The sequence below is a fragment of the Streptomyces sp. H27-C3 genome, from assembly GCF_030063415.1.
Classification (GTDB): domain Bacteria; phylum Actinomycetota; class Actinomycetes; order Streptomycetales; family Streptomycetaceae; genus Streptomyces.
This window is the reverse complement of record NZ_JASITA010000032.1, coordinates 28,049-52,339: the sequence shown is the minus strand read 5'-3', so window position 1 is coordinate 52,339 and position 24,291 is coordinate 28,049. Positions and strand designations below refer to the sequence as shown.

The 24,291-nt window shown below is 68.8% G+C and carries 27 protein-coding genes and 1 pseudogene; 20 read left to right on the top strand and 8 right to left on the bottom strand.

Going from position 1 to position 24,291, the window contains the following annotated elements; genetic code table 11:
* Positions 1-125: 125 nt before the first annotated feature.
* The 6 genes and pseudogenes from QMK30_RS27585 (at position 126) to QMK30_RS27560 (ending at position 6,078) form a co-directional block, all read left to right on the top strand.
* On the top strand, positions 126-605 hold the full coding sequence (locus tag QMK30_RS27585; protein WP_283521046.1) for an ATP-binding protein: 480 nt from the start codon (positions 126-128) through the stop codon (positions 603-605).
* Positions 606-802: 197 nt separating this feature from the next.
* Entirely contained in the window at positions 803-1,633 is an 831-nt protein-coding gene (locus tag QMK30_RS27580) for a helix-turn-helix domain-containing protein (protein ID WP_283521045.1), read from the top strand.
* Between the two features lie 49 nt (positions 1,634-1,682).
* Positions 1,683-2,270, top strand: coding sequence for a Uma2 family endonuclease (locus QMK30_RS27575; RefSeq protein ID WP_283521044.1), 588 nt, complete (start codon positions 1,683-1,685; stop codon positions 2,268-2,270).
* Positions 2,271-2,369: 99 nt separating this feature from the next.
* Complete coding sequence (locus QMK30_RS27570; RefSeq protein WP_283521043.1) at positions 2,370-3,293, top strand: hypothetical protein; 924 nt, start codon at positions 2,370-2,372, stop codon at positions 3,291-3,293.
* Positions 3,290-3,829 (top strand): hypothetical protein, encoded by a 540-nt coding sequence (locus QMK30_RS27565; protein WP_283521042.1) that lies wholly within the window; start codon positions 3,290-3,292, stop codon positions 3,827-3,829. The genes QMK30_RS27570 and QMK30_RS27565 overlap by 4 nt, the downstream gene beginning before the upstream one ends.
* 174 nt (positions 3,830-4,003) lie before the next feature.
* Positions 4,004-6,078 (top strand): annotated as a pseudogene (locus tag QMK30_RS27560) (PIG-L family deacetylase).
* A gap of 102 nt (positions 6,079-6,180) precedes the next feature.
* Here QMK30_RS27560 and tuf read toward each other — a convergent pair.
* From tuf to QMK30_RS27530, 6 genes are all read right to left on the bottom strand, one after another.
* Positions 6,181-7,374 (bottom strand): elongation factor Tu, encoded by a 1,194-nt coding sequence (gene tuf, locus QMK30_RS27555; protein WP_283521041.1) that lies wholly within the window; start codon positions 7,372-7,374, stop codon positions 6,181-6,183.
* A gap of 150 nt (positions 7,375-7,524) precedes the next feature.
* A complete protein-coding gene (gene fusA, locus QMK30_RS27550; protein WP_283521040.1) occupies positions 7,525-9,654 on the bottom strand; it encodes an elongation factor G in 2,130 nt (709 codons plus the stop codon).
* Between the two features lie 38 nt (positions 9,655-9,692).
* Positions 9,693-10,163, bottom strand: a complete 471-nt coding sequence (gene rpsG, locus QMK30_RS27545; protein WP_283521039.1) for a 30S ribosomal protein S7 — start codon at positions 10,161-10,163, stop codon at positions 9,693-9,695.
* A 2-nt stretch (positions 10,164-10,165) separates the two neighbouring features.
* On the bottom strand, positions 10,166-10,537 hold the full coding sequence (rpsL, locus tag QMK30_RS27540) for a 30S ribosomal protein S12 (protein ID WP_003948652.1): 372 nt from the start codon (positions 10,535-10,537) through the stop codon (positions 10,166-10,168).
* Positions 10,538-10,898: 361 nt separating this feature from the next.
* Positions 10,899-11,558, bottom strand: a complete 660-nt coding sequence (locus QMK30_RS27535) for a hypothetical protein (protein WP_283521038.1) — start codon at positions 11,556-11,558, stop codon at positions 10,899-10,901.
* A gap of 146 nt (positions 11,559-11,704) precedes the next feature.
* Complete coding sequence (locus QMK30_RS27530; protein WP_283521037.1) at positions 11,705-12,184, bottom strand: helix-turn-helix domain-containing protein; 480 nt, start codon at positions 12,182-12,184, stop codon at positions 11,705-11,707.
* Positions 12,185-12,384: 200 nt separating this feature from the next.
* Between QMK30_RS27530 and QMK30_RS27525 the strand changes: the two genes are divergently transcribed.
* From QMK30_RS27525 to QMK30_RS27515, 3 genes are read left to right on the top strand one after another with little or no spacing between them, the layout of a single operon-like run.
* Complete coding sequence (locus QMK30_RS27525; RefSeq protein ID WP_283521036.1) at positions 12,385-12,651, top strand: WhiB family transcriptional regulator; 267 nt, start codon at positions 12,385-12,387, stop codon at positions 12,649-12,651.
* A 56-nt stretch (positions 12,652-12,707) separates the two neighbouring features.
* Positions 12,708-13,484: a hypothetical protein gene (locus QMK30_RS27520; protein ID WP_283521035.1), complete on the top strand. Its 777-nt coding sequence runs from the start codon at positions 12,708-12,710 to the stop codon at positions 13,482-13,484.
* Positions 13,481-13,705: a MerR family transcriptional regulator gene (locus QMK30_RS27515; protein WP_283521034.1), complete on the top strand. Its 225-nt coding sequence runs from the start codon at positions 13,481-13,483 to the stop codon at positions 13,703-13,705. Before QMK30_RS27520 ends, QMK30_RS27515 begins: the two co-directional genes overlap by 4 nt.
* Positions 13,706-13,824: 119 nt before the next feature.
* Here QMK30_RS27515 and QMK30_RS27510 read toward each other — a convergent pair whose 3' ends face one another.
* Entirely contained in the window at positions 13,825-14,097 is a 273-nt protein-coding gene (locus QMK30_RS27510) for a hypothetical protein (RefSeq protein ID WP_283521033.1), read from the bottom strand.
* 309 nt (positions 14,098-14,406) lie between these two features.
* Between QMK30_RS27510 and QMK30_RS27505 the strand changes: the two genes are divergently transcribed.
* The 4 genes from QMK30_RS27505 to QMK30_RS27490 all read left to right on the top strand — a co-directional run bounded on the left by QMK30_RS27505 (position 14,407) and on the right by QMK30_RS27490 (position 16,323).
* Entirely contained in the window at positions 14,407-14,814 is a 408-nt protein-coding gene (locus QMK30_RS27505; RefSeq protein WP_283521032.1) for a phage tail termination protein, read from the top strand.
* A gap of 108 nt (positions 14,815-14,922) precedes the next feature.
* Positions 14,923-15,513 (top strand): phage tail tube protein, encoded by a 591-nt coding sequence (locus QMK30_RS27500; protein WP_283521031.1) that lies wholly within the window; start codon positions 14,923-14,925, stop codon positions 15,511-15,513.
* A gap of 103 nt (positions 15,514-15,616) precedes the next feature.
* The gene (locus QMK30_RS27495; RefSeq protein ID WP_283521030.1) at positions 15,617-15,907 is read left to right on the top strand and encodes a hypothetical protein; all 291 of its coding nucleotides are present in this window, start codon (positions 15,617-15,619) and stop codon (positions 15,905-15,907) included.
* 65 nt (positions 15,908-15,972) lie between these two features.
* Positions 15,973-16,323, top strand: coding sequence for a hypothetical protein (locus tag QMK30_RS27490; protein ID WP_283521029.1), 351 nt, complete (start codon positions 15,973-15,975; stop codon positions 16,321-16,323).
* 15 nt (positions 16,324-16,338) lie between these two features.
* Here the strand turns inward: QMK30_RS27490 and QMK30_RS27485 are convergent, their stop codons facing one another.
* Complete coding sequence (locus tag QMK30_RS27485; protein ID WP_283521028.1) at positions 16,339-16,776, bottom strand: hypothetical protein; 438 nt, start codon at positions 16,774-16,776, stop codon at positions 16,339-16,341.
* A 39-nt stretch (positions 16,777-16,815) separates the two neighbouring features.
* Here QMK30_RS27485 and QMK30_RS27480 point away from each other — a divergent pair, with 39 nt between their 5' ends.
* The 7 genes from QMK30_RS27480 to QMK30_RS27450 all read left to right on the top strand — a co-directional run bounded on the left by QMK30_RS27480 (position 16,816) and on the right by QMK30_RS27450 (position 24,262).
* Complete coding sequence (locus tag QMK30_RS27480) at positions 16,816-17,538, top strand: hypothetical protein (RefSeq protein WP_283521027.1); 723 nt, start codon at positions 16,816-16,818, stop codon at positions 17,536-17,538.
* A gap of 20 nt (positions 17,539-17,558) precedes the next feature.
* Positions 17,559-18,716 carry a hypothetical protein gene (locus QMK30_RS27475; RefSeq protein WP_283521026.1) on the top strand — a complete coding sequence of 386 codons (1,158 nt, stop codon included), beginning with the start codon at positions 17,559-17,561 and terminating at the stop codon, positions 18,714-18,716.
* 38 nt (positions 18,717-18,754) lie between these two features.
* Positions 18,755-20,023, top strand: a complete 1,269-nt coding sequence (locus QMK30_RS27470) for a hypothetical protein (protein ID WP_283521025.1) — start codon at positions 18,755-18,757, stop codon at positions 20,021-20,023.
* Complete coding sequence (locus tag QMK30_RS27465) at positions 20,010-22,388, top strand: hypothetical protein (protein ID WP_283521024.1); 2,379 nt, start codon at positions 20,010-20,012, stop codon at positions 22,386-22,388. The genes QMK30_RS27470 and QMK30_RS27465 overlap by 14 nt, the downstream gene beginning before the upstream one ends.
* Positions 22,381-22,641: a hypothetical protein gene (locus tag QMK30_RS27460; RefSeq protein WP_283521023.1), complete on the top strand. Its 261-nt coding sequence runs from the start codon at positions 22,381-22,383 to the stop codon at positions 22,639-22,641. Before QMK30_RS27465 ends, QMK30_RS27460 begins: the two co-directional genes overlap by 8 nt.
* Positions 22,638-23,288 carry a hypothetical protein gene (locus QMK30_RS27455; RefSeq protein WP_283521022.1) on the top strand — a complete coding sequence of 217 codons (651 nt, stop codon included), beginning with the start codon at positions 22,638-22,640 and terminating at the stop codon, positions 23,286-23,288. Before QMK30_RS27460 ends, QMK30_RS27455 begins: the two co-directional genes overlap by 4 nt.
* A 107-nt stretch (positions 23,289-23,395) precedes the next feature.
* Complete coding sequence (locus tag QMK30_RS27450) at positions 23,396-24,262, top strand: peptidoglycan-binding protein (protein WP_283521021.1); 867 nt, start codon at positions 23,396-23,398, stop codon at positions 24,260-24,262.
* The last annotated feature ends 29 nt before the right edge of the window (positions 24,263-24,291 follow it).

Genomic DNA, 24,291 nt, shown 5'->3' with positions numbered 1-24,291 from the left:
CGCCTGTGCGTACCCAACAGGTCACCCCGGACAGCCCGGACAACGCCGGACAAGCGCTGGACAGTCACCGTACGCAAGCGCGTCATCACTGTTCACGGTACGCACGCGCGGCCACGCTGAGTGACATGAACCGAGAACTCACCCAACCCGGCACCGGCACCCGGCAGTTCGCCATCCAGCTCTCCGCCACCCGCCGGGGCGCCCGGCTCGCCCGGCTGCTGGCGGTCGAGGAGCTGCGCGCCTGGGGGCTGCCCCTGGAGGCACCCGCGCACGTCATCGCCGAGCTGGCGGCCAACGCCGCGCTGCACGGGCATCTGCCGGGGCGGGACTTCCGGCTCACGCTGGCCGTCGTGGGCGACGACGTACTGCGTATCGAGGTGATCGATCCGCGCGGCGACCGCATGCCCGCGCCTGCGCAGGAGCCGGCCGAGGGTGAGTCGGGGCGTGGACTGCTGCTGGTCGAGGCGCTCGCCGATCGCTGGGGAGTGACTGAGGGGCCCGCTCCCTGCAAGACCGTATGGGCGGAAATCGACCTGCCCACCGGATCGCAACAGCCGCGACCCGGTTGTCCGCGACCTGGTGACCCACGACATGTAGTTCTTTAAATCCCGGAGGGGAAAATACTCCTACCAACCCCTCCAGCCTCCCGTCACTCACACGGGTGATCTGTGGCAACTGGGCTGGATTTCCTGCCGGTTGCCGGGCATATGCTCGGCTCGACCACCACAGACATGCGACGGCCCCCGGCCGGGACTGGCATCCCGATCGAGGGCCTGACCAACGAGGAAGCGATACCTTCCCGATGGCTTCGAAGCACTTTAACGCGCCCTCGCGCGCATCGTCCGCCGATCCCGGTGGCGGCCCCCGATCCGGTGTTGTTCACGTCAATGTCCGGCACAGCAGCCGCTACACCGTCGTCGGCAACCACCTGGCCCAGCACCGCGAGCTGTCACTCCTCGCGATCGGGCTCGCCGTCCACATCCAGTCGCTGCCGGTCGGCGCCCGGATCGGCATCAAGCTCCTGACGGCCCGCTTCCCGGAGAGCGAGCACCGCATCGCCGCCGCGCTGCGGGAGCTGGAGTCGTACGGCTACCTGGAACGCACCCGCGAGCGCCTCCCCAGCGGCAAGGTCGTCACGCGCACGGTGTCGTACAACCAGCCGGGCGCGGAGCCCACCGAACGGGCAGCGCCCGAGCCCCCGGCACCCCGGCCGCCCGCCGCCCCCCGAGAAGCCGCAGCGCGCCCGCTCCCCCAGCCACGCTCGTCCGACCCCGCGCGACACCACACGGCGGTGGGCCTGCTCACGGACCTGCACCGGCACGACCCCCGGCTACTGCTGGCGGAACGGGACGTACGCCGCCTCGCTCCGGGCGTCGAGGCCTGGCTGGAGGGCGGAGCCGGACCCGGCGCCGTACAGCGGACCCTGGCCGCGACCGTCCCGGAGGACCTGCAACACCCGGCCGGCCTGCTCGCTTACCGCCTCACGGAGCTGATGCCACCGTTCCTGCCGACGGCCCCGCCCCCGGCACGCCCGGACCCACTCCAGAACTGCGACAACTGCGACCGAGCGTTCCGCGCACCTTCACCGGGCCGCTGCCGCGACTGCCGACCCGACCTCAAGGAGGCCGCCTAGCATGAACGTGACGACTCTTGCCCCTGGGCACGGACGAGGAGCGCACGCCATGACCAGCACCCCGGACAACACACAAAAGGGCAGCCCCCAGTACCGGGCGATGCGCGACAGCGTCGATCAGATGCGGGACTCCCTTCCCGGCAAATTCGAGATCACCAAAGAAGGGATCGTCCACGACAGGATGGCTCCGGGGCGTCCTCACGAGTTCACCGCCGGGCTGGTCAGCCGCCGCCTGGAGAAGACCATGCCGGACGGGATCTGGGCGTTCACGGGCACACCCGATGTGGAGAGTGAGCCGGAGGGCATCAAACGCCACCCTGATGTCATGGTGCTCGCCCTGGAGGACATGGAAGGCGAGGGCTCCTTCGACCCCCGTACGCTCATCGCCGCCATCGAAATCGTGTCTCGTTCCAACCCGGACAACGACTGGGTGAGCAAGATGCGGGACTACCCCCTCCTCGGCATCCCCATCTACGCGATCTTCGACCCGCGCACGGGCACAGGCGCCGTCCTCTCCGAGATCCACCCGACGGCGCAAGGGCCGCGCTACGCCACCCGCAAGGACTTCGTCTACGGCGAGGACGTCACCATCGGCGACTGGACGATCTCGACCGAGGGCCTGCCGCGCTACGCGTAGCGCCGTCGAAGGTCCCCCCTGACCATCGGGGTCACCCACACGAGTGGTCATATGCCAAAGGTCAATGCCCGAGGCATTTCTGAGCCTAGGTTCTCGTACATGGTCAGTTCATCGCATGAGGCCTGGCACCGGATTTTCCAGGACCGCCCCGAGCTCCTCGCGCCGGTCTTCCGGATCCTGGGCGTACCCCTGTCCGACGAGCCATCCGTCGAGGTGCTCACCCCGGACGCCACCGAGATCAGACCCCTGGAACGGCGCGTGGACAGCGTGCTGCGCGTTCAACCGCCCGGGGAGGAAGGGTTCCTGCTCGCAATCGAAGCGCAGGGCCGCCGTGACGTGGACAAAGGGTCCAGCTGGACGTACTACCTCGCCTTTCTCCAGGCGAAGTACGACATGCCGGCTCTTCTCCTGGTCGTCTGCCAGGACGAGTTCACCGCCGAATGGGCGGCGGGACCTTTCAGGGTCGGAGTGAAGGGCTGGACAGCCCTGAGCACCCACCCTCTCGTCCTCGGGCCCAACAACGTACCGATGATCACCGATCCGGCCGAGGCGGCCCGCGATCTCACGCTGGCCACGTTCTCGGCCATGACACATGGAAAAGGCCGGAACACCACGGCCATACTGAAGGCGCTGGTGACCGCTTTGGGGCGCTCGGACCCGCACTCCATCAACTACTACGCGGAAATGCTGGAAGTCGGCCTGGGGGCGACCCCGGCACGGGACATCTGGAGGAACCTGATGAACAAAGCCAGCTACTTCCCTGGTCGCGGGACCCTCGTCGAGGAGACCTACCTCAGGGGCGAGGCCGATGGCGAAGCCAAGGGAGAGGCCAAGGGAGAGGCCAAGTCGATCCTGCGGCTACTGGCCGCCCGTGGTGTCCCCGTCTCCGAGGCTGCCGCACAGCGGATCACCGACTGCACCGACCTCGACACCCTGGACCGCTGGCTCGACCTCGTCATCACCGTCGCCACCGCTGACGAACTGTTCACCGAAGCAGACCGGGCGGAGAGCACCGAGCGATGACGGTGAACGGCAGCTTCTTCCCCGGCCGGGGAACCATTGTCGAGCAGAAGTTCCTGGAGGGTAAGGCGGAAGGTCTGCCCCAAGGTGAAGTCCGCGCCTGGTCCGATGCGGTGCTGCGACTGCTGGACGGCCGCAGGGTGTTCATCTCCCGAGCGGACTCGCGGCGGATCATCGAATGCACCGACCTCAATGTCCTGCGCCACTGGTTCGACCTTGCGATCACAGCCGCCACCGGCGAGGAACTGTTCGCCGGTGCGGAGGTAACCGAACAGCCCTATCTCCTCCGGGGCGAAGACGATGGCGAAGCCAAAGGCAGGGCCATGGGCAGGGCCATGGGCAGGGCCATGGGCAGGGCCATGGGCAGGGCCACCGCGCTGCTGCGGGTACTGGCCGCCCGTGGCGTCCCCGTCTCCGAGGCCGCCGTGCAACGGATCCGCGACTGCACCCACCTGAGCACGCTGGACCTCTGGCTCAACCACGTGATCACGGTCAATTCCGCCGACGAACTCTTCACCGCACCCGCGACCACCGGGTAAGTACGGCCGCCACCGCACCTGCCTCCGCCGGGTCGCCACGAGCGCGACCCGGCGGGTCACCCCCAGCGCCCACCACCGCGCGTAAGCAACCTCTGCCGCCGAATCTTCGTCAAGCTTCACAGAACGCAGCGAAAGGGACCGACCGCTGCGGGGGAAGCGGACGGAGCAGCGGCGTTGACCAGCGCGAACGAACAGAGGGCATGCCCGCCAGAGGTGCACACGTCCGGGCCCGCCCGGCGCACCCTCATCGCCTCCGCAGCGGCCACCGCTGCCGCCGCTCTCGCCTCATGCTCCGTGCCCGCGCCCCGCCGCACCTCCCCCGCCGCCGATCCCGCGCCCGGCAAGCCGATCGCCCGTTCCCGGCACGCGCTGGTGCTGCAGGTCCTGGCCCACCCGGACGACGACCTGTACTTCATGAACCCGGACACCCAGCGCACGCTGGACTCCGGAGTCCCGCTGGTCAGCGTGTACGTCACGGCCGGCGAGGCCAACGGGGTCAACAAGAGCCCCGGCGAGGCCCGTCCCGCCGCGGACAAGACGGCGTACTCCTCCTCCCGGCATCAGGGACTGCGACAGGCGTACGCGACCCTCCTCGGCCTCCCCCGGTTCTCCCCGTGGGAGCGGTCCGTCGCCACGCTGCGCGGGGAGCGGAAGGCCGAGCTGAACACGCTCACCCACAACGGCCGCCGGGTGGAGCTGATCTTCCTCAATCTGGCATGCACACCTCGTGGGGGCGCCTCGGCCTGCCCAGCCTGTGGGAGGCCAGGGGGCTTTCGCTGCGGACCGTGGTGTCCGACGAATCGCCGCTGCGGAAGGCCGGCTCGTACGACTACGACGAGCTCATCGACGTACTCGCGGGGCTGCTTGAGCACTACCGGCCCACGCTGGTGCACACCCTCGATCCCGACCCCGACATCCAGCACAGCGACGAGGCCACCCGCCGCCGCGACAGCGAGCAGCGCGGCTACTCCGACTACGCGGACCACACCGCCGTCGCGTCCTTCGCCTGGGCCGCGATGATCCGCCGGGTCGCCGAGGCCACCAAGGACGGCGGTGACGTGCCCGGCTTCGTCGCCACGTCCTTCCGCGGCTACTACAACCGCCACTGGCCGAAGAACCTGCCGGGCAAGGTCCTGCGCGAGAAGGCCGCGCACCTCGTCCCGTACGGCGGCGATCCCGCCTGGGAGTGCGGGAACGCGGCGGGCTGCGGCGACTACAACGTCGGCGGCGACCGCCCCCTCACCAACCGCAAGGGCTGGGTCCGCTCCACCCACTACCGCTACCCGGGCGCCCGCCCCGCCGTCTCCACCGCGCCGGACGGGCGGCTGACGGCCTACAGCGTGCTCGGCCTGCGCGTCGCACGCCACCGCGAGACCGCGCCGGGCAGCGGCGTATGGGGTCCGCCGGACGATCTGGGCGGCGGGCCGCTGGCCCCCGCACTCGGCGCGGCGGCGCTGAAGGACGGCAGGCAGCTGCTGTTCGGGCTGCGCTTCGCCGCGCTGGCCGGCCACGGCGCGGCCAACACCCGGGAGATCGTGCTGCTCGAACAGCGCACGCCGGGTGGGGAGTTCGGCGCCTGGACCGGCCTGGGCAACCCGGAGAAGCACCGGGACCGCGGCCGGCGCATCGGCTCCCCCGTCGCCGTGACGGCAGGTGACGGCCGCGTCCATCTCTTCGTACGCAACGCGGACCAGGGCATCAGTACGCGCGTCCGGGACACGGCCGGGCGCTGGGACGCCTGGCGCGACCTCGGCGGCGGCGAGATCCAGGACGGCCTGGCGGCGGTGGCCGACAGTGAAGGCCGCGTCCATGTGTTCGCGGCCGGCCGCGACGCCGTGCACCACTGGACGCAAAACGCACCGGGCAGGCCGGTCCGGGCCCGCCCGGCGCCGGGGCTGCCCGCCCCCGGCGACTCCCCCACCGCCCTGGCCGCACCGGACGGCGGCATCGACCTGGTCTACCGGCGGCCCGCGACGGCCCGGCTGACGAAGGTACGGGTGGGCGGCGGCAGCCGGGGGCGCCTGCGCTTCGACGGGTACGGCGCGGTGGGCGCCGTATCGGCCCCCTCGGGCCCCGTCCTGCTGGGCCGGGACGGCAAGGGGCGGGTCCAGCTGCTCGCGGGTGGGCGCCTGGTACGACGTAAGGCAGGCCCGGCCGCCCTGGAGGGAGCCGCGCTGCACCTCGGGCCGAAGGGCCCGGTCGTGGTGGGCCTCGGGGCGGACGCGGTCCCCTGGCTCTGGCGACCGTAGGGACATAGACAGGACAAACAGAAGGGCCCCTGTACCGCCGCGAACGGCGGTACAGGGGCCCTTCTTGGTGCTCTGATCGAGCAACCAGGTCAGACCACCGGACTACTTGGTGATCTTGGTGACCTGGCCGGCGCCGACGGTCCGGCCACCCTCACGGATGGCGAACTTCAGGCCCTCTTCCATCGCGACAGACTGGATGAGGTCGACGGTCATGACGGTGTTGTCGCCAGGCATGACCATCTCGGTGCCCTCGGGGAGGGTCACAACGCCCGTTACGTCCGTGGTGCGGAAGTAGAACTGCGGGCGGTAGTTGTTGAAGAAGGGGGTGTGACGGCCACCCTCGTCCTTCGACAGGATGTAGGCCTGGGCCTCGAACTGGGTGTGCGGCGTGACCGAACCCGGCTTGATGATGACCTGGCCGCGCTCGACGTCCTCGCGCTTGATGCCACGGAGGAGGAGGCCCACGTTCTCGCCGGCCTGACCCTCGTCGAGCAGCTTGCGGAACATCTCGATACCCGTGACCGTGGTGGTGGTCTTGGTCTCCTTGATGCCCACGATGTCAACAGTCTCGTTGACCTTGAGGATGCCACGCTCGATACGACCGGTGACGACCGTGCCACGACCCGTGATCGTGAAGACGTCCTCGATCGGCATCAGGAACGGCTTGTCGACGTCGCGCTCGGGCTGCGGGATCGACTCGTCGACGGCCTTCATGAGGTCGAGAACGGTCTGGCCCCAGACCTTGTCGCCCTCAAGCGCCTTGAGCGCCGAGACCTTGACGACCGGAAGGTCGTCGCCCGGGAACTCGTACTCGGAGAGGAGCTCACGAACCTCGAGCTCGACGAGCTCCAGGATCTCCTCGTCGTCCACCATGTCGGCCTTGTTCAGCGCGACGACGATGTACGGAACGCCGACCTGGCGGGCCAGGAGCACGTGCTCCTTGGTCTGCGGCATCGGGCCGTCGGTCGCGGCGACGACGAGAATGGCGCCGTCCATCTGCGCCGCACCCGTGATCATGTTCTTGATGTAGTCAGCGTGACCGGGGCAGTCGACGTGCGCGTAGTGACGCGACTCCGTCTGGTACTCCACGTGCGCGATCGAAATCGTGATACCGCGCTGACGCTCTTCGGGTGCCTTGTCGATCTGATCGAAGGCCGAGGCCTCGTTCAGAGTCGGGAACGCGTCATGCAGCACCTTGGTAATGGCGGCCGTAAGGGTCGTCTTACCGTGGTCGATGTGACCGATGGTGCCGATGTTGACGTGCGGCTTAGTCCGCTCGAACTTTGCCTTCGCCACTGGATCCTCCTGCGGAGTGGTTCTGTACGCCTTGCTTCATCGGCGCCAGGTGATTTTGCTGGGATGCCGACCGCCGGGGGGTCTCCCACACGGCAAATGCGGGAAAATCCCGGCGGTCGGTGTCAAGCCTAAAGCGGGCACTCGGGGGAGCTACTCGCCCTTGGCCTTCGCAATAATCTCCTCGGCGACGTTCCGCGGAACCTCGGCGTAGGAGTCGAACTGCATCGAGTAGCTTGCGCGACCCGACGTCTTGCTGCGGAGGTCTCCGACGTAGCCGAACATCTCCGAGAGGGGCACGAGGCCCTTCACGACGCGAGCGCCGCTGCGCTCCTCCATGGCCTGAATCTGGCCACGGCGGGAGTTGAGGTCGCCGATCACATCGCCCATGTAGTCCTCGGGCGTAGTGACCTCGACAGCCATCATCGGCTCCAGGAGCACGGGAGAGGCCCTGCGGGCACCCTCCTTGAACGCCTGCGAACCGGCGATCTTGAAGGCCAGCTCCGAAGAGTCGACCTCGTGGTAGCCACCGTCGAGAAGGGTGATGCGAACACCGACCATCTCGTAACCGGCCAGGATGCCGAACTTCATGGCTTCCTGCGCACCGGCGTCCACCGAGGGGATGTACTCCCTGGGGATGCGGCCACCAGTGACCTTGTTGATGAACTCGTAGGACGCGTCGCCACCCTCGATGGGCTCCATCGAGATCTGCACCTTCGCGAACTGGCCTGTTCCACCAGTCTGCTTCTTGTGCACATAGTCGATGCGGTCGACGGTCTTACGAATGGTCTCGCGGTAGGCGACCTGCGGCTTGCCGACGTTCGCCTCGACGCGGAACTCGCGTCGCATGCGGTCGACGAGCACCTCAAGGTGGAGCTCGCCCATACCACCGATGATGGTCTGGCCGGTCTCCTCGTCCGAGTGGACCTGGAAGGAGGGGTCCTCCTCCGAGAGCCGCTGGATGGCTACACCCAGCTTCTCCTGGTCACCCTTGGACTTCGGCTCGATGGCGACCTGAATGACCGGGGCCGGGAAGTCCATGGACTCCAGGATGACCGGCTTCTTCTCGTCACAGAGCGTCTCGCCCGTGGTGGTCTGCTTCAGACCCATGACGGCGACGATGTCGCCGGCGCCCACCGAGGGGATCTCCTCACGCTTGTTCGCGTGCATGCGGTAGATCTTCCCGATGCGCTCCTTCTTGCCCTTCACCGAGTTCAGCACCGCAGTGCCGGCCTCGAGGCGGCCCGAGTAAACCCGGACGAAGGTGAGCTTGCCGAGGTGCGGGTCGCTCGCGATCTTGAACGCAAGACCGGAGAACGGCTCGTCGTCGGACGGCTGACGCGAAATGATCTTCTCGGGGTCCTTGACGTCGTGACCCTCAATGGCGTCGATGTCAAGGGGAGAAGGCAGGTAGCGCACGACCGCGTCGAGCAGGGGCTGAACGCCCTTGTTCTTGAACGCGGTACCGCAGAACACCGGGGAAACCGTGATGGAGTCCGCGGCGCCCTTGGAAGCCAGGGTGATACGACGGATCGCGGCGTGCAGCTGCTCCACGGTGGGCTCCTGGCCCTCGAGGTACAGCTCCATCATCGCGTCGTCGTGCTCGGACACGGTCTCAAGGAGCTTGCCGCGCCATTCGTCGGCAGCCTCGACGTGCGTGTCGGGGATGTCGATGATGTCGTACGCCTCGCCCTTGGCGGCCTCGGCGGACCACACGAAGGCCTTCATCGTCACGAGGTCGACGACGCCCTGGAAGTCCATCTCGGCACCGATGGGCAGCTGCATCACGATCGGGACCGCGCCGAGGCGGTCGGAGATCATGTCCACACAACGGTGGAACTCGGCGCCCGTACGGTCGAGCTTGTTGATGAAGCAGATACGCGGCACGCCGTAGCGGTCCGCCTGTCGCCAGACAGTCTCGGACTGGGGCTCGACGCCCGCCACACCGTCGAACACGGTGACGGCACCGTCGAGGACGCGGAGCGAACGCTCCACCTCGACGGTGAAGTCGACGTGACCCGGGGTGTCGATGATGTTGATCGTGTGATCAACCTCATCGAGCGGCCAGTGACAGGTCGTCGCGGCAGACGTAATCGTGATGCCGCGCTCCTGCTCCTGCTCCATCCAGTCCATCGTGGCTGCGCCGTCGTGGACTTCACCGATCTTGTAGCTCACACCGGTGTAGAAGAGGATCCGCTCGGTGGTGGTCGTCTTACCCGCGTCGATGTGGGCCATGATCCCAATGTTGCGGACCTTGGCCAGGTCAAGCGAAGTGGTGGCCATAAGGCTCAATCTTCTCTCGGTCTCGATGGGGAAAGCGACTACCAGCGGTAGTGCGCGAAGGCCTTGTTCGACTCGGCCATCTTGTGGGTGTCCTCGCGCTTCTTGACAGCAGCGCCAAGACCGTTGGAGGCGTCGAGCAGCTCGTTCATGAGGCGCTCGGTCATGGTCTTCTCACGGCGGGCGCGGGAGTAACCCACGACCCAACGCAGCGCGAGAGTGCCCGCACGACCGGGCTTGACCTCGATCGGCACCTGGTACGTGGCGCCACCGACACGGCGGGACTTGACCTCGAGAGAAGGCTTCACGTTCTCGAGGGCACGCTTCAGCGTGATGACCGGGTCGTTACCGGTCTTCTCGCGGAGGCCTTCCATGGCGCCGTACACGATCCGCTCGGCAGTGGAACGCTTGCCGTTGAGCAGGATCTTGTTGATGAGGGAGGTGACAAGAGGAGAGCTGTAGACCGGGTCAATGATGACCGGGCGCTTCGGGGCGGGGCCCTTACGAGGCATTCTTACTTCTCCTTCTTGGCGCCGTAGCGGCTGCGGGCCTGCTTGCGGTTCTTGACACCCTGGGTGTCAAGGGAGCCGCGGATGATCTTGTAACGAACACCCGGCAGGTCCTTCACACGGCCGCCACGCACGAGCACGATCGAGTGCTCCTGCAGGTTGTGTCCCTCACCCGGGATGTAAGCGGTGACTTCGATCCCACTGGTCAGACGCACACGCGCGACCTTACGCAGGGCCGAGTTCGGCTTCTTCGGGGTGGTCGTGAACACTCGCGTGCAGACGCCACGACGCTGGGGCGAACCCTCAAGCGCGGGTGTCTTGTTCTTCTCGACCTTGTCCTGCCGGCCCTTGCGGACCAGCTGCTGGATCGTAGGCACTACTTCTCCGGTTTCTGTGTGCCGATCACTGTGAAACTAACCTGGAACACCACCGACCCACGCGGTCGGGTGTGTCGAACACTGCGAACAACCCCGCGGAACAGAGAAGCTGCAGATTGCGGCGAAATCGCCCTGGCTCTTGGAACGGACATAGGCACGTCCCAGAGCCCAGGCACACCCCAGGCACAAGGGTTGAGCGTACCTACCTCATCGACTCCGGTCAAAACAAATGCCCACGCCCGGATCTGTACCGATGCGTCCGCTCCGTCCAGCACTTTCAGTGGCGGCGGGTTCACGGGGTGTTCACGGTGGGGTGACGGGCGGTCGCGCGGCCGGGTCACCGGCGGGCGCCTCGGCAGGTTCACGGGCGGTCGCGGCGGACGGGGCGGTGCGCGGGGAGGCGCGGGATGGTGGGGACGCGGGAGTTCCCATTCTTCACCACAAGGCCGGGGCGGTGCTCCGTGGGGGTGGCCTCGGGGGTGGGCGTCTTGTGGTCCGCTTCTTCGTGCGCCGCTACGGCTACGGGTTCGGTGTCCGCCGTTACGTCGTCGTCCTTACGGACCGGCGTCGGGTCCTGCCGGCCTCGATGGTCCTGCGGGCCTCGCGGGTCCTGCGGGCCTCGCGGGTCCTGCGGGAAGGGGATGAGCGCGGCTTGGCCCGGGGTGCGGCCGACCAGGCGCAGTCTGCGCGCCTGCGTGGCGCGGCGGGCCTGCTCCAGGGCGGGCTCGTACTCGTCGGCGGCGTCCTGCCAGCCGTTCGCGTACGCCCGGAACTCGCGCTGTTCCAGCTCCGCGCGAAGGAGGATCGCGACGTCCTCGGGAGGGTGGTCCCGTAAGTACTCACCGAGCGTGGCGAGCAGGTCCGGGAGCTCGTCCGGCGGCTCGGGCGGAGCCCGGACGGCATTGCGCGGATGCGGGGCGCCACGGAACGTCGGCGCTCCCTTGTCGCGTTCGCGGGGGCCACCCGGCGGGCGGGAGCGCTCTTTGCCCTTCGCCGTACCCGGCTCACTTTCGCGTCCCATCACTGCCCATCCCGCCGGTGACATCAGGCCGGCGCACATCGGGGCGGTGCTACCCGCTGCTAGCGCCGCTGAGCCGGTACGGCCCCGAACGGCGTTGAGCCTGCGTGAGTGGGGGGACAGGCCCGGACCAGCATACGGGCCCGGTCTCAGCCCTTCCGGGCACCCTTCACGGCCGTCGACGCGCCTCGCGCCGCCGCGGCCCGCTCGGACCAGGCCGCCTCAGACGCCGGCAGGAACTGGCCCGCGACCTTGATGAACATGTCCCATTGGTCGGCCGGGACGCCCAGGCCCTCCGCGGCCTCTTCCAGGGTGAGCCGGTGCGCGGTGGTGTCACGGGACGGGCCGTCCGGCACGTCGGGCAGCGGCAGGTCCTCCTCGGACAGCCGGCCGGACCGGATCAGCATTTCGCGCACCGACACCTGCAACACCTGGGCGAGCCGCCGGGTGGTCTCCAGGTCCGGCATGCTCTGGCGCTGAAGCAGTCGCGTGATGGCCGCGCGGTGCACGCCCGCCTCGTCGGCGAGACGCGACTTGCCGCCGCCGCGCGGGCTGTCGATGTCATATCCCCGTCGGCGGATCAGGTCTTCGATCCAGGCGGTGAACTGTTCCAGTTCGCTGGCGGTCACGGGTGGACGCCTCCCTCCGAAGCGGATCCCAGACTAACGCGCTTGCGCGCACGGAACTACGCGCTTGCGAGCAAGCAATTGTGAGGATTTCGCACGCGCGCACCCCGAATCATGATTGCGCGCCCGATCGCAACGTGCCAGTGTGCGAGCTCGCAACACATTGTTGCGATCAGCTTCGGCCGCGCTTTGGGAGCACCACCATGCCCGCATTACGCACTGTTCCGGCCCCCGACGTCCCGGAGTTCTCCGGCTGGCGGGCGTCTGCCGCCTGCTCGGGCCTGCCGCCCGCCGTCGTCTTCGCACGACGGGTGGCGGACGCCGAGCCCGCGCTGCGGGCCTGCGCCCGCTGCCCCGTGCTGCGGCAGTGCGAGGAGTCCGTGGCGCCCGCGACCAGTTGGTTCGACGGCGTGAGTGCCGGGCGGCTGTGGCGCAACGGGCGGCCGGTCGCGGTCGAGGGACGCCGATGAGCGGGGCCGGCGGGAGCCGCGCGGAACCGAACCCGGACGCAGATACGGAGCACTCCATGAAGACGAATCCGACCCCCGACGACGGCAGTGGCGCGGCGCGCGCCGCCTCGCTGTGGACCGAGATGCTGATCCGCCAGTTCCCCGAGCTTCTTACCGAACTCGCCCCTGGCCGAGGGTCGTTGAGCGGGGAACCGCGTCAGCCCGGAGCGGCGGAGCTGTCCGCCCGCGCATCGCGCACCCGGGAGGAGAAGCGCGAGGCGCTGCTGAACGAGCAGCGGCACGGGCTGGCCGTACCCGGCCACTCGGCCGCGCCGGTGCGGCTGCACATATCCGATGCCATCCGTGACATCACGGACGGCGTGGTCGAGTTGGACGAGGCTGTCCACGACCGGCTCGGCCTGGGAAGGCCGAGCCGCGCCGCCGTGCCGCAGCGGCTGCTGCGCCTCATGTCGCTGCGCGAGCGAGTAGCGGGCGACCCGGTCCTGGCCGGGCACGTACGGGACGAGATGCGTCGCATGGCCAGGCGCTGCGCCAGGGCCCTGGGCGAGGCCGAGTCGATGGTGCGGGTGCGCGGGCGCTGCCCGTGGTGCGACTCGGTGTCGATGCGCGCCTTCCCCGAGCGCCGGGCCGTCCTGTGCGTCAACCCGGCCTGCCGGTGCACGGATCCGCAGTGCGACTGCCCGACCGATCCGGCGTTTCGGCACATCTGGACGGAGGGCGCGTGGCCGGAGCTGGCGCGGACGGCGGGCGCCGACGCGCGGGAGATCATCGCGCGGATGTCGGGCGACGTACCGGACAACTCCCCGGACGACGCACCTGGCGGGGCGCGATGAACGCCCGTCAGCAGCCGTCGGCCCCGTCACGGGCCGCGCTCGTCACCGGCACGCTCGCGGCCCAGGAGGCGGACGTCGCGCCGGCCACCATCCGCAAGTGGGTGCAGCTCGGACACCTGGCGCCCGCCGGGCACCGCGGGCGCGCCCAGCTCTTCCGGCTGGCGGACGTGTTCGCCGCGGAACGGGCTGCGCGCCGCAGGCCGCGTACACCGCGGAACTGAAGTCGCAGGTACGAGAAAGGCGCCGGGCCGGCCACCCCCTCCAAGGGTGGCCGGCCCGGCGCCTTCGCTGTGTCCGCGGGCCGTTGGAAAGCGCTCCGGACGGGGCGGGACGAGCCCCGTCAGGGGCTCTCCGCGCGGTCCGGGGAGCCGGGCATCCGCAGGACCTGGGCCTCGGGCGACGCCTTGGGCGCCGCCAGTGACATGGCCTCCTGCCAGCCACTGGTGAAGCCGCGCACCTCCGCGTCGAGTGCGATGCGGGCGCCGACCTTGCCGACCACATCGGTGAGGGTCCGGCCCACGTCCGCGGTGTACGTCCCGGCCTCCGCGGCCTCGGCGGCCACCTCCACAGCAGCCGCCACCACATCGGTCAGTCGCTCATGCCCACTGATCACCACAGGCGCTCACCGCCCGCTGTCCGCCCTGTCGTCGTGCTGAACTTCACGCCCACCGCTCCTCACGCCCCGTACGGCACTTCGCGCATCACATCGCACTCTCTCGTATGTACGTTCTATTGATCGCAGCGTAGCGCAGCGACCACTGAAAGTGCGGAGCACATCGATCTCCATCTAGTTAGTTGCGCGCACGCACGAGATGGATCACAATAAGTGCAGCGGCGGAGCTGTGCCCCCTCCCTCCGGGGTGCAGCTCCGCCGCTGCACGTCAGCCCCTTCTGCGCCCCCTACGAAAGGAGTGCCCCTGTCATGCCCTCTCCCCCGAGCGTCTTCCCCGATGTGCAGGCTCTCGTTGTGGACCTCCTCGCCGACCGCTCGGAACTGGCGGGCGTGATCGTGGACGAGTCACCGCCGGCCGGTTTCGACGGCACGGCCAAGGCCGTTCTCGTCTCCCGCGTCGGCGGGGCCTGGATCGACGATCTGCACCTCGATCAGCCACTGGTCGAGCTGGAGGTCTACGGCCCGGACAAGACCACGGCGCACACGCTCGCCAACACGGCGAGGGCGGCGCTACTGGCCGCCACCGGCACAGTCCGCGGCACCACGACGCTCACCGACATCACCGAGGCGGACGGGCCGCGTTGGCTGCCCGACTTCGTCCGGCCCCAAGCCAGCCGCTATGTCTCCACGTTCCGGATTTCCGTCCGTCCCGCGTAGCCGCGCACCTCACGCACCCCAGAACCGGCCCTGCCGCATGCGCGGCGGGGCTTTGTCGTACCCAGCGCGCCTCACTCACCACACACCACTCACCACCAAGGAGCACTCATGGCGAACAACAACGGCAGCCAGATCCGCGTCGCAGGCACCGGCCGCATCCTGGTCGCGTCGGCCGGCGCCACTCCCCCGGCCGCCCCCAAGCACACCGCCGACGCGTGGCCGGCGGGCTGGACCGAGCTGGGCTACACCACCACCGACGGGATCAAGTTCAACAAGAAGGACAAGATCGACCCGGTCGACACCTGGCAGTCGGTGAGCCCGGCGCGGTTCATCTACTCCGACCGCGACCTGACGGTGAAGTTCCAGCTGCTCCAGTTCAACAAGGACACCCTGCCGTTCTTCATGGGCGGCAGCGCGGTGACCCCGGTGGTCGCGACCGGCGCCGTGGACACCTTCGAGTACAAGCTGGCCGCCGAGCCGCAGCGGGACGAGCGCCAGTTGGGCATCGAGTTCAGCGACGGCGCGGATGTCACGTACCGCTTCATCATTCCGCGCGGTCAGGTCACCGAGACCGAGGAGATCGCGCTGACCCGCACGGGGGCGCTGAAGCTCGGCGTGACCTTCACGGCGCTCGCCGCGGAAGGCAGCTCCAACCTGGCGACGTGGCTCATGAAGGACAAGTCGTACGCGTCCGCGTAACTCCCTGTCCCTCCCCCGGTGGTCCGGCGCGCGGCGCGTTCTGCCGCGCGCCGGACCACCGGACCCACCACCGACGCACCAATCCGCTGCAAGGAGAACTGAGATGTCCACCTTCAACGTCAACGCGGCGCGCGCCCAGCGCCTCGAAGCGCTCGGCCGCGCCTGGTCGTTCGAGCTCGACGACACCACTTTCGAACTGCCCACCGAGCTGTCCCGCTCCACCGCCCGCAAGCTGCGCGAGCTCGACGACAACGACGTGGACGGCCTGCTCCGGCTCCTCCTCGGCGAGCAGCAGTTCACCCGCTTCGACCGGCTCGACGTCACGATGCAGGACATCGCCGCGATCCTTGAGGCATACGGCAAGGAGACGGGGCTGGGCCTGGGGGAAAGCTGAGCCTCGGCGAGTTCGTCGACGAACACGCCGAGGCCCTTGAGGCTGACCTGCTGCGCCATTACGGCGTGGACCTGCTCGACTGGCACCGCGGCCGGCTCTCCTCCCGCCGACTCGCGGTGCTCGTCAAGCACATGCCACGCGACAGCGCCGTCGTCCGCGACCTGCACGGCGAGTCGGCGGAGTGGTCGGTGACCGACTATCTGCTGGCCACCACGGTCGACCAACTCGCCGAATCCAACTGGATGTTCGCGACGGTCAACCAGGACGAGGAAGCGGAGCCGCTGGAGTATCCGGTGCCGGTGGCGCGGCCTTCGGGTGATTCCGCGGACGAATCGGAAGCGACCGGGACGGCACCGGAAGACGCCGGGCCGCCGCGGCGGCCCGGCGTTGCGGAGCTCAGTCAGTTCTTCGCCTGAAGCCCCGCCGGACAGTCATCTGTCGAACATTCCGACGTACAGGAACGCGCCCCCAATAATCCCGAGCACCAGCTGCACGAACAGGTAGGTGCCGACGGTTACCCCTGCCCAGGGAATCCAACGGTTCAGTTCGTGCCGAGACCGGGATCTGGCCGGCCTCGCAGGGTCGTACACCACTTCCAGTGGCCGCCCCTTTTTCGCACGCGGCACGGGGAATGACAGATTTACGATTCGTACGCGCTCCCGCTCGGCCTGGTCCGCGTACCGGTACTTAAGACAATGCTTGTCCCCCACCAAACGGTAGGTCTCGCACTCCGCTTCGACCTGTACGCCTTTGATCTTCAGGCGCAGGTACACATACAGCGTAAATGCAGCGAACGGAGCTACCGCCACAGCGGGCCCGAGCGCCATGGTCCAGGCGATCCATGGGCCAATGATCACGAGTTCCCCCAAACAGTTTCACCCTGTCAACAATGACAAAGGAGAGGACTTATGTCTCCACCCGCACCGGGCGGCAACGACCCCCAGTGGCAGCCGTCCTGGATCGACCCCAAGGAATCGCTGCACTACAAAGAGGTCTATCGCGACATCAGCCACAGCGTAGCCCTCCTCAAGATCGACGTTACCGCCTTGAGCAACAGTTTCACAGGTCTCAAGTTCGATATGACCGCCATAGCGCTCGGGCTCACGCTGGTTAAGGCAGATTTCACCCTGGCCAAAGTGGACGAAAAGGGCATCACCATCGGAGGGAAGCAGTGGATTACTTTCCCCTGGGTGGACCAGAAGAAGCGGCTGGAGGAGCGGCTCGATCGCCAGGACAGCAAGATCGACAAGAGAGCCGCAAAGATACAGAGCGAACTGGACAGGATCGGCAGACTGAAGGAGGGGATAGCCGATAAGAAAGCCGAGGCGAGAGAGGCGCACAAATCTGGCAATAAAACTGATGTGTTCCGCCTCAGGACCGAGGTCGGACGACTGATCACAGGCGTCGAAAAAGCCGAAGGGGTGGTGCGAAAGAAAGTCCGCGAGATCAACAGGATCAGCGAAATACAGGCGAAGCTGGACAGTCTCGACCGTGCCAAGAAGCAGGCCGTAGTCGACCGGAAGAACATAGTGGAAGCGGCCCGCGATTCTCGGAAGAGCCTGACCGGTCTTTCGAGAGAGATGCGCAGCACCCGAAGTGAAATGGCGAACCTCGGTTCGAGTATCGGCTGATGCAGGAAAAGGTGAACTAAATGTCATTGGCCACCAGTCTCAGGACTGCGACCTCCGCCACCCAGAGATTCACCCAGTCCCTCTCGCAGAGCAGCGGATCCGTCTCGAAGATGCGGACGAGCACCAATCAGGGCACCACCGCCTTCAAGAACATGGGCAGTGGCGCCACCAGGCTCGGCACCGCGGTGGGGAAGCTGCGCGGATCCGTCAGCCAGATGGACGGGCCGCTCGGCAAATCCAAAACCACCACCGACAGGCTCCAGGGCTCGCTGGGCAAGCTCCAGTCCTCGGTCACGAAGAACGCAAGCGGCATCGGCAAGTTCAAGACCTCCCTCGGGCAGACCGATGGTGCCCTCGGCAAGTCGAAGAGTGCCTCGGACAAGTTCAAGACCTCCCTCGACAAGCTCAAAAGCTCCGCCGACAAGGCCAAGACCGCCCTGCGTGGTGTAAAGGGCCAGGCCGACGCCGTCGAGAAGTCCGTCGGCAAGGCCGGCAAGAACGCCGACAAGACCGGCAAGTCCATGGGCGGCGGCCTCGCCAAGGGCCTCAAGGGAGCGGGCCTCGCGCAGAAGGGCCTCAACCTCGCCATGATGGCCAGCCCGTTCGGCCTGATCATGGCCCTGCTCGCACCGCTCATCGCCAAGTTCGTGAACGTCGACAAGATCGTCGCGGTGGTCAGCAGGGGCTTCAAGTCGGGGATGAAGGCGGCGTCGAGCGCGGTCTCCACCGCGATAGGGGTGATGGGTCCGATCCTCAAGGGAATCGGCAACGTGTTGCTCGCGCCCTTCCGCGCCTTCGCCACCGCCGTCAACACCATCATCGGCGCGCTCAACGGCTTCAAGGTCTCCATCCCCGGCTGGGTCCCCGTCTTCGGCGGCAAGAGCTTCTCCATCAGCCTCCCGAAGATCCCCATCCCGCACCTGGCCAAGGGCGGCGTCGTCCAGCCCCGCAACGGCGGCACCCTCGCCGTCCTCGGCGAGGCCGGCGAGTCCGAGGCCGTGATCCCGCTCAGCAGGCTGGAGCGGATGCTCGGCTCCGGCGCCGGCAACCGCGCCCAGATGGCCCGGCTCACCGCCGCCGTCGAGCGGCTCGCCGAGCGGCCCGTCCATGTGCAGGTGGACGGCCAGACCATCGCCCGCGCCGTGCTCTCCGGACACCGGCAACTGGCCCGCAGGTAGCGAAGAGCGAATAAGGAAACAAGAAGGAGGCACGGCACATGACACGCAATCTTTGGATCGGCCTGCCCGGACGACTGCGGGAGATCAGCCAGGCGGCCACCGCCTTCGAACGCGGCGCCGAACTCGGCGTCACCCAGTTCACCTCGCTCGGCGGGCAGGTCACCACGCTCGCCCCGCAACGCACCGCCCGCAAGACGAAGTTCACCTTCGACCGGCTCACCGAGGACGACGCGGCCCACCTCGACCGCCTCGCCCGGCGCATCGACGGACCCGGCCCGATCGTGGTCATCGACCCGGTGGCACGCAACCTGCTCGACCCGCTCCAGGCCGAGGGCCGCTGCCCCGGCGGCACCGCCGCCGCGCACTGGTACCTCTCCAACAGCGCCGACGGCAAGCTCCAGCTGTCCACGGCGCCCGGCGCGGCGCCCGGCACGGCGCCCGGCACGTACACCTGGACAGCCAACTCGACGACCGCGCAGCTCAACTGGCACCGCCGGCCGGGCGCCGGATTCCCGGTGGCGCCGGGAATGTCGGTGCGGTTCACGCTGCCCAAGTCCTGGCGGTCCGGCCCGTGCGCGACCCGTCTGCACTGGCGGGACGCCGCCGGCACCTACCTGTCGTCGGCGGCCGTCGCGAGCCACACCCTCAGCGCGACCGTCCCGGCCGGAGCGGCGCTCGTCACCCCGTCGGGGGTCGCGGGCGAAGTCGGTACGTACGCACTCGACGGGGCCGTGCTCACCATCAACGACGCCCATGTGCCCACCGCTCCGGTCAACCTGCTCCCGGCCGACCAGGCGGCGGGCCGAGGCACGCCGACCCAGTGGACGGCGACCGGCTGCACGCTGTCGACGGACGCCGAGGGGTACGTCGTGGCGGCCCTGCCGGTGAACACCGCGGGCTCGCTCACCTTTGTGTTCGCGGGCCAGAAGGGCCATCCGCTGCCCGGCTCGGGCCTTGTCGGCCTCGTGCTGCCCGCGGCGGTCCGCGCTCGCGCGCAGAACTGCTCCTTCGCCTTCTTCGACGCCGCGGGTGCGTCGCTGGGCTCGTCCGCGACCTGGAGCCCGGCAACCGTGCCGGCCCTTGCCAGGCATGTCTCGGCCACGGTGTCCTTCGGCGCCGCGGCCACCGCGTTCTCCGCCCGGCTCGGCCCCGCCAAGCTGCAGCATCTCGACACCTCGGTGCCGCAGCTCGCCGGCGACGGCTGCCCGGCGATGGCGGTCACGGCGTACACCGACTCCCCGGGCCGTCCACTCCCGTACCGCAACATCTCGATCGATCTGACGGAGGTGACCGATGCGAGCGTCTGATCCACAACTGACCGACGCCCTCGACGCCGGATCGAGAATCACGGCGCACAGCACCCGTCTCGGCGGCAAGGACGTGACCGAGCAGGTCCAGTCCTGGCAGCTGGAGCGCAGCTACAGCACCGATCTGCCGGACGCGATGCGTGCCTTCTCCGGCAGTTCCTCGGCGCAACTGCAGCTCCAGATCTCGGGCAAGGACGGAGCCTCGGCGCCCGAGCTCTACTCGCCCTGGGCCCGGCGCCACACCGGCGATGTCGCCCGTCCCGGCCAGTCCGTGGTCCACGCGTACGGAACAGACGCCGGTATCCTGCCGGCCTTCCGGGGCACCCTGCGCAACCGCTCCGCCGCCTCCGGCACCGACACGGTGGTCCTCACCGCGCTGGACGGGGCCGAGCGGCTGCACGGTCCGGCCGAACTCCCCAAGCCGTACGCGGGGTTCTACTGGCGCCGCCCCATCGCCACCGCCACCTGGTGCGTCGACGAGCTGCTGCGCCAGTCCGGGGTCCTCACGTCCCCGCCGGTGCGCTACCCGGACTTCGACGCGAACAAGCCGCTCACCCTGGTGTACGCGTCGCTGCACGGCGGCTTCGCCGCCCCGTACGGGCAGCCGGAGATCGTCCCCGACCCCCGGCACTACAGCTGGACCAGGCAGGGCGCTCCGCACGAGATGGCGCTCGTACCGCACGCGGCGGCGCCCGATACAGGCGGGATGACCGCCTCCTGGTTCCCCCGCAGCCGGGTGACCGTACCGGGGAGCAGGCTCTTCGCCGAGGCGTGGGTCAACAGCGCGGTCGGTATCGGCGGCTCCGTCGCCCTGGAGCTGGATCTCAACCGCGAGGGGGTCGAGACGGGACGGCTGCGGATGTCCGTGGATTTCTCCAAGGGGGAGATCACCATGCACTCCGGCACCCGGAACAACGGGGGGTGGAACTTCACGTGGGGCCTGCCGCAGCTGAAGGCGCAGCCCGGTGTGTGGCACATCGGCGGAATGTTCGACACGACGGGGGCCGGGTCGGTCTCCATGCCCACCGTGCAGCCCCGGATCACCGGGCCCGACGGGACGTACTACCCCTGCAACCCGGCCACCTTCGTCGACCCGTCCGCCGGCCAGCCGGTTTCGGAGCTGTACCAGCTGCGGCTCATCACGACCATGGCCACCGAGGGGGTCCAGCTCTCCAGCGGCCTGGCCGCCGCGCCGACCAAGGACGAGTTCACCCAGAACGGCACATGGTCCAAGGGGGCCGTACTCGACGAGGCGATCCTGCCGCTCTACTCGATCCCCCGCATCTCCGGGTCGCAGTGGGAGTCACTCACCCAGATCGCCAAGGCCACCATGTCCACGGCCGAATTCGACGAGCGGGGCATCTTCCGCTGGCGCAACTACACGCGGTTCGCCAAGGTGCCGACGAGCCCCGACCTCACTCTGACGTCAGTACGGGACATCGCGTCGCTCACCGTCACCGAGGAGATCGACGCCTGCCGCAACTACTGCGTGCAGCCGTACAAGGACTGGACATCGATCGGCGTGGTCAGCGGAACCGTCTACACCGATACGGCGGTCCGTGAGATCCCCGGCAACAGCTCGGTGACGGTCGAGTACCTGCTCGCCGAGGAAGAGTTCGACATCGGACCGCCCAATGTCGACGACGACGAGAGCGTCGCCCTCGGATTCTCCGTGCGGTTCGCAGCGGCCAACGCGGCCGGCGCGGACGCCGTCAAGGGCGCGGTGGACGTACTGGCCCGCCGTGAGGAGGGGCATCTGGTCCTGCGGTTCACCAACCGCACCTCCCAGCGGCTCTACACCGTGCTGGAGAACGGCAAGCCGTCCGTCTACATACAGACCCTCAAGCCGTCGGCGGAGCCCATCGAGCGCCGGGCGACCTCCTGGGCGCCCGGCAGCGCCAGTGAGAGGTTCTACGGCCGGCAGGAGTTCTTCGGCGAGTCGAGCGACTGGGTGCAGGAGTACCGGGCGGCATGGAGTCTCGCCGACGCGATGCGCGCGGCCGGACAGTACCCGGTCCCGGTCATCGGTGAGGTCGAGGTGCTGTACGACCCACGCATCCAGTTGGGAGACGTGATCCGGCTGCTGGACTCCAGCGGCGCCGAGCTGGACACCCTGGCCTGGGTGGTTGGCATCAAGACCGCGTCGACCGCTGCCGGGACCATGCAGCAGACGCTGACCCTGCGCGGCACGAAGTCCAACGGCGTCCCCGTCGACGAGGACCTGACCCCCGACACGCACGCCGACCACACGCCCGTTCCCGCCGGGCCCGCCTACGCCGCCGTCGCTGCGGCGTACCCGACCCTCGACGCTCTTGCCACCGGCGGCCGGACCTGGCGACAGGTGAAGGAGGACACCGATGTCTGAGACCCCACCGGAATCCACACCCGAGAGCACAGCGGTGACCCTCGACGATCAGCAGCTGCTGCGGCTCGCCTCCTCAGTGGCCGCGGCGCTCGCCACTCACCTGGGCGTTCCCGTGGTGGAGCCGACCGACCCGGGCCAGCCCGTCTCCGTATCTCTCGAACTGCACCCTCAGGCCCCGGTTCCCGAGGCTCCGCCGATCGAGACCGGTGTCCCCGTCATCCCCGTACCGACCAAGGAGGAGGGCCTCGCATGACCACTCAGTACACGCCTCTCAGCAACCTGCCCTACCCGCAGCCGAGTGATCCCGCCGACCTTCCCGCGCACCTCCAGTCACTCGCCCAGTCGCTGGACGGACGTACGCTCCTGCTCTTCGGCACCACGGCCGAGCGGGACGCCAAGCTCCCCACGCCCGTCGCGGGCACGGTGGCGTGGATCGCCTCGCCCGGACGGCTGATGAACTACACCGGCTCCGCCTGGGTGCCGGTGGGCGCGGTACCGGTCTTCCGGGTCAACCTGGACGGCGGCGACACCAAGTCCGTCACCTACGCCGAGACCCTGACCAACGCCGGGGGAGACCCGATGAGGGCCTCGTTCACCGTGCCCGCCTCGGGCCAGGTCATCGTCACGGTCGGCTGCTACATGTTCAGTTCGGCCACGGGCGTCGGCTCCTACATGTCGGCGAACATCCGCAACGCCGCGGACGCCGTGGTGCTCAGCGCCGACGACAACCGTGCCGCGCTCGTGAACTCCCCCAACCGGGCGTCCGTCTCCACCCAGTTCCTGGTCTCCGGTCTGACCGTCGGCACCTCGCACACCGCCACGCCCGCCTACCGGTCGGGCGCGGCCACCAACACCGGCAACTTCGACACCCGCTACATCCGCGTCGACCCGATCATGTGACGCCCTGAGCCACCCTCCCCCGGCCCCGGCCCGCCGCATCCCCCCGCGGCGGGCCGGGGCCGTTTCCGTTGCCCAGCACCAAGCCAGCATCACCAGGAGGTATCTCCATGGCAGCCCCGCTGTCCGCCGATGCCTTCGTGCGCGCCCTGCGCGCCGAAGGCGTCCGCAGCACCCAGCACGCCGGTTGGCGCGCCCACAACCGCAACCACAAGGGGGCCTGGGGCCCCGTGCACGGCGTCATGCTCCACCACACCGCCGGCTCCTCCAGCGTCGGCTTCTGCCACCGCGGCACCACCGAGCTGCCGGGCCCGCTGTGCGTCGGCGTCATCACCAAGGACGGCACGGTCAACCTGGTCGGATACGGCCGCACGAACCACGCGGGTAACGGCTCGGCCGCGGTCCTCGAAGCAGTACGCGCCGAGACCGCGCTCCCCACCACCGGGCCGGACGCCGTGGACGGCAACGCCCGTTTCTACGGCTTCGAGATCGAGAACCTCGGCAACGGCCGCGACCCCTACCCCGCCGCGCAGCTCGACGCCGTCGAGCGGCTGTCGGCCGCACTCTGCCGGGCGCACGGCTGGTCCGCGGCCGGCGTGATCGGCCACAAGGAGTGGACCCGCCGCAAGATCGACCCGTCCTTCTCGATGAACGCCATGCGCTCGCGCATCGCAGCCCGTCTCGGCTCCCCCGGCCGCCCCGACCCGGCACCCGACCCGGCACCCACGCGGGCGCCCTTCCCCGGCGCCGGCTACTTCAGGCCGGGCCGGCGCAGCCCGCTGTGCACCGCGGTCGGCAAACGTCTGGTCGCCGAGGGCTGCGGGCACTACACCGTCGGCCCCGGTCCCGTGTGGGGCGAGGCGGACCGGCGCTCGTACGCCGCCTGGCAGCGCAAGCTCGGCTACCGGGGCACGGACGCGGACGGCGCGCCAGGCCCCGCCTCCTGGGCCGCGCTGAAGGTCCCGCATACCCGATGACCCCCCGGCCTCCCCCCACCCTCCAGAAA

Bases quoted from the DNA above. Each gene is read 5' to 3' on its own strand.
- QMK30_RS27460 (WP_283521023.1), top strand. From the start codon at position 22,381: ATGTCTGAGACCCCACCGGAATCCACACCCGAGAGCACAGCGGTGACC.
- QMK30_RS27475 (WP_283521026.1), top strand. From the start codon at position 17,559: ATGTCATTGGCCACCAGTCTCAGGACTGCGACCTCCGCCACCCAGAGA.
- QMK30_RS27480 (WP_283521027.1), top strand. From the start codon at position 16,816: ATGTCTCCACCCGCACCGGGCGGCAACGACCCCCAGTGGCAGCCGTCC.
- QMK30_RS27515 (WP_283521034.1), top strand. From the start codon at position 13,481: ATGAACGCCCGTCAGCAGCCGTCGGCCCCGTCACGGGCCGCGCTCGTC.
- QMK30_RS27505 (WP_283521032.1), top strand. From the start codon at position 14,407: ATGCCCTCTCCCCCGAGCGTCTTCCCCGATGTGCAGGCTCTCGTTGTG.
- QMK30_RS27535 (WP_283521038.1), bottom strand. From the start codon at position 11,558: ATGGGACGCGAAAGTGAGCCGGGTACGGCGAAGGGCAAAGAGCGCTCC.
- QMK30_RS27575 (WP_283521044.1), top strand. From the start codon at position 1,683: ATGACCAGCACCCCGGACAACACACAAAAGGGCAGCCCCCAGTACCGG.
- QMK30_RS27570 (WP_283521043.1), top strand. From the start codon at position 2,370: ATGGTCAGTTCATCGCATGAGGCCTGGCACCGGATTTTCCAGGACCGC.
- QMK30_RS27525 (WP_283521036.1), top strand. From the start codon at position 12,385: ATGCCCGCATTACGCACTGTTCCGGCCCCCGACGTCCCGGAGTTCTCC.
- QMK30_RS27580 (WP_283521045.1), top strand. From the start codon at position 803: ATGGCTTCGAAGCACTTTAACGCGCCCTCGCGCGCATCGTCCGCCGAT.
- QMK30_RS27455 (WP_283521022.1), top strand. From the start codon at position 22,638: ATGACCACTCAGTACACGCCTCTCAGCAACCTGCCCTACCCGCAGCCG.
- QMK30_RS27495 (WP_283521030.1), top strand. From the start codon at position 15,617: ATGTCCACCTTCAACGTCAACGCGGCGCGCGCCCAGCGCCTCGAAGCG.
- QMK30_RS27450 (WP_283521021.1), top strand. From the start codon at position 23,396: ATGGCAGCCCCGCTGTCCGCCGATGCCTTCGTGCGCGCCCTGCGCGCC.
- QMK30_RS27470 (WP_283521025.1), top strand. From the start codon at position 18,755: ATGACACGCAATCTTTGGATCGGCCTGCCCGGACGACTGCGGGAGATC.
- QMK30_RS27565 (WP_283521042.1), top strand. From the start codon at position 3,290: ATGACGGTGAACGGCAGCTTCTTCCCCGGCCGGGGAACCATTGTCGAG.
- QMK30_RS27500 (WP_283521031.1), top strand. From the start codon at position 14,923: ATGGCGAACAACAACGGCAGCCAGATCCGCGTCGCAGGCACCGGCCGC.
- QMK30_RS27585 (WP_283521046.1), top strand. From the start codon at position 126: ATGAACCGAGAACTCACCCAACCCGGCACCGGCACCCGGCAGTTCGCC.
- QMK30_RS27465 (WP_283521024.1), top strand. From the start codon at position 20,010: ATGCGAGCGTCTGATCCACAACTGACCGACGCCCTCGACGCCGGATCG.
- QMK30_RS27520 (WP_283521035.1), top strand. From the start codon at position 12,708: ATGAAGACGAATCCGACCCCCGACGACGGCAGTGGCGCGGCGCGCGCC.
- fusA (WP_283521040.1), bottom strand. From the start codon at position 9,654: ATGGCCACCACTTCGCTTGACCTGGCCAAGGTCCGCAACATTGGGATC.
- rpsG (WP_283521039.1), bottom strand. From the start codon at position 10,163: ATGCCTCGTAAGGGCCCCGCCCCGAAGCGCCCGGTCATCATTGACCCG.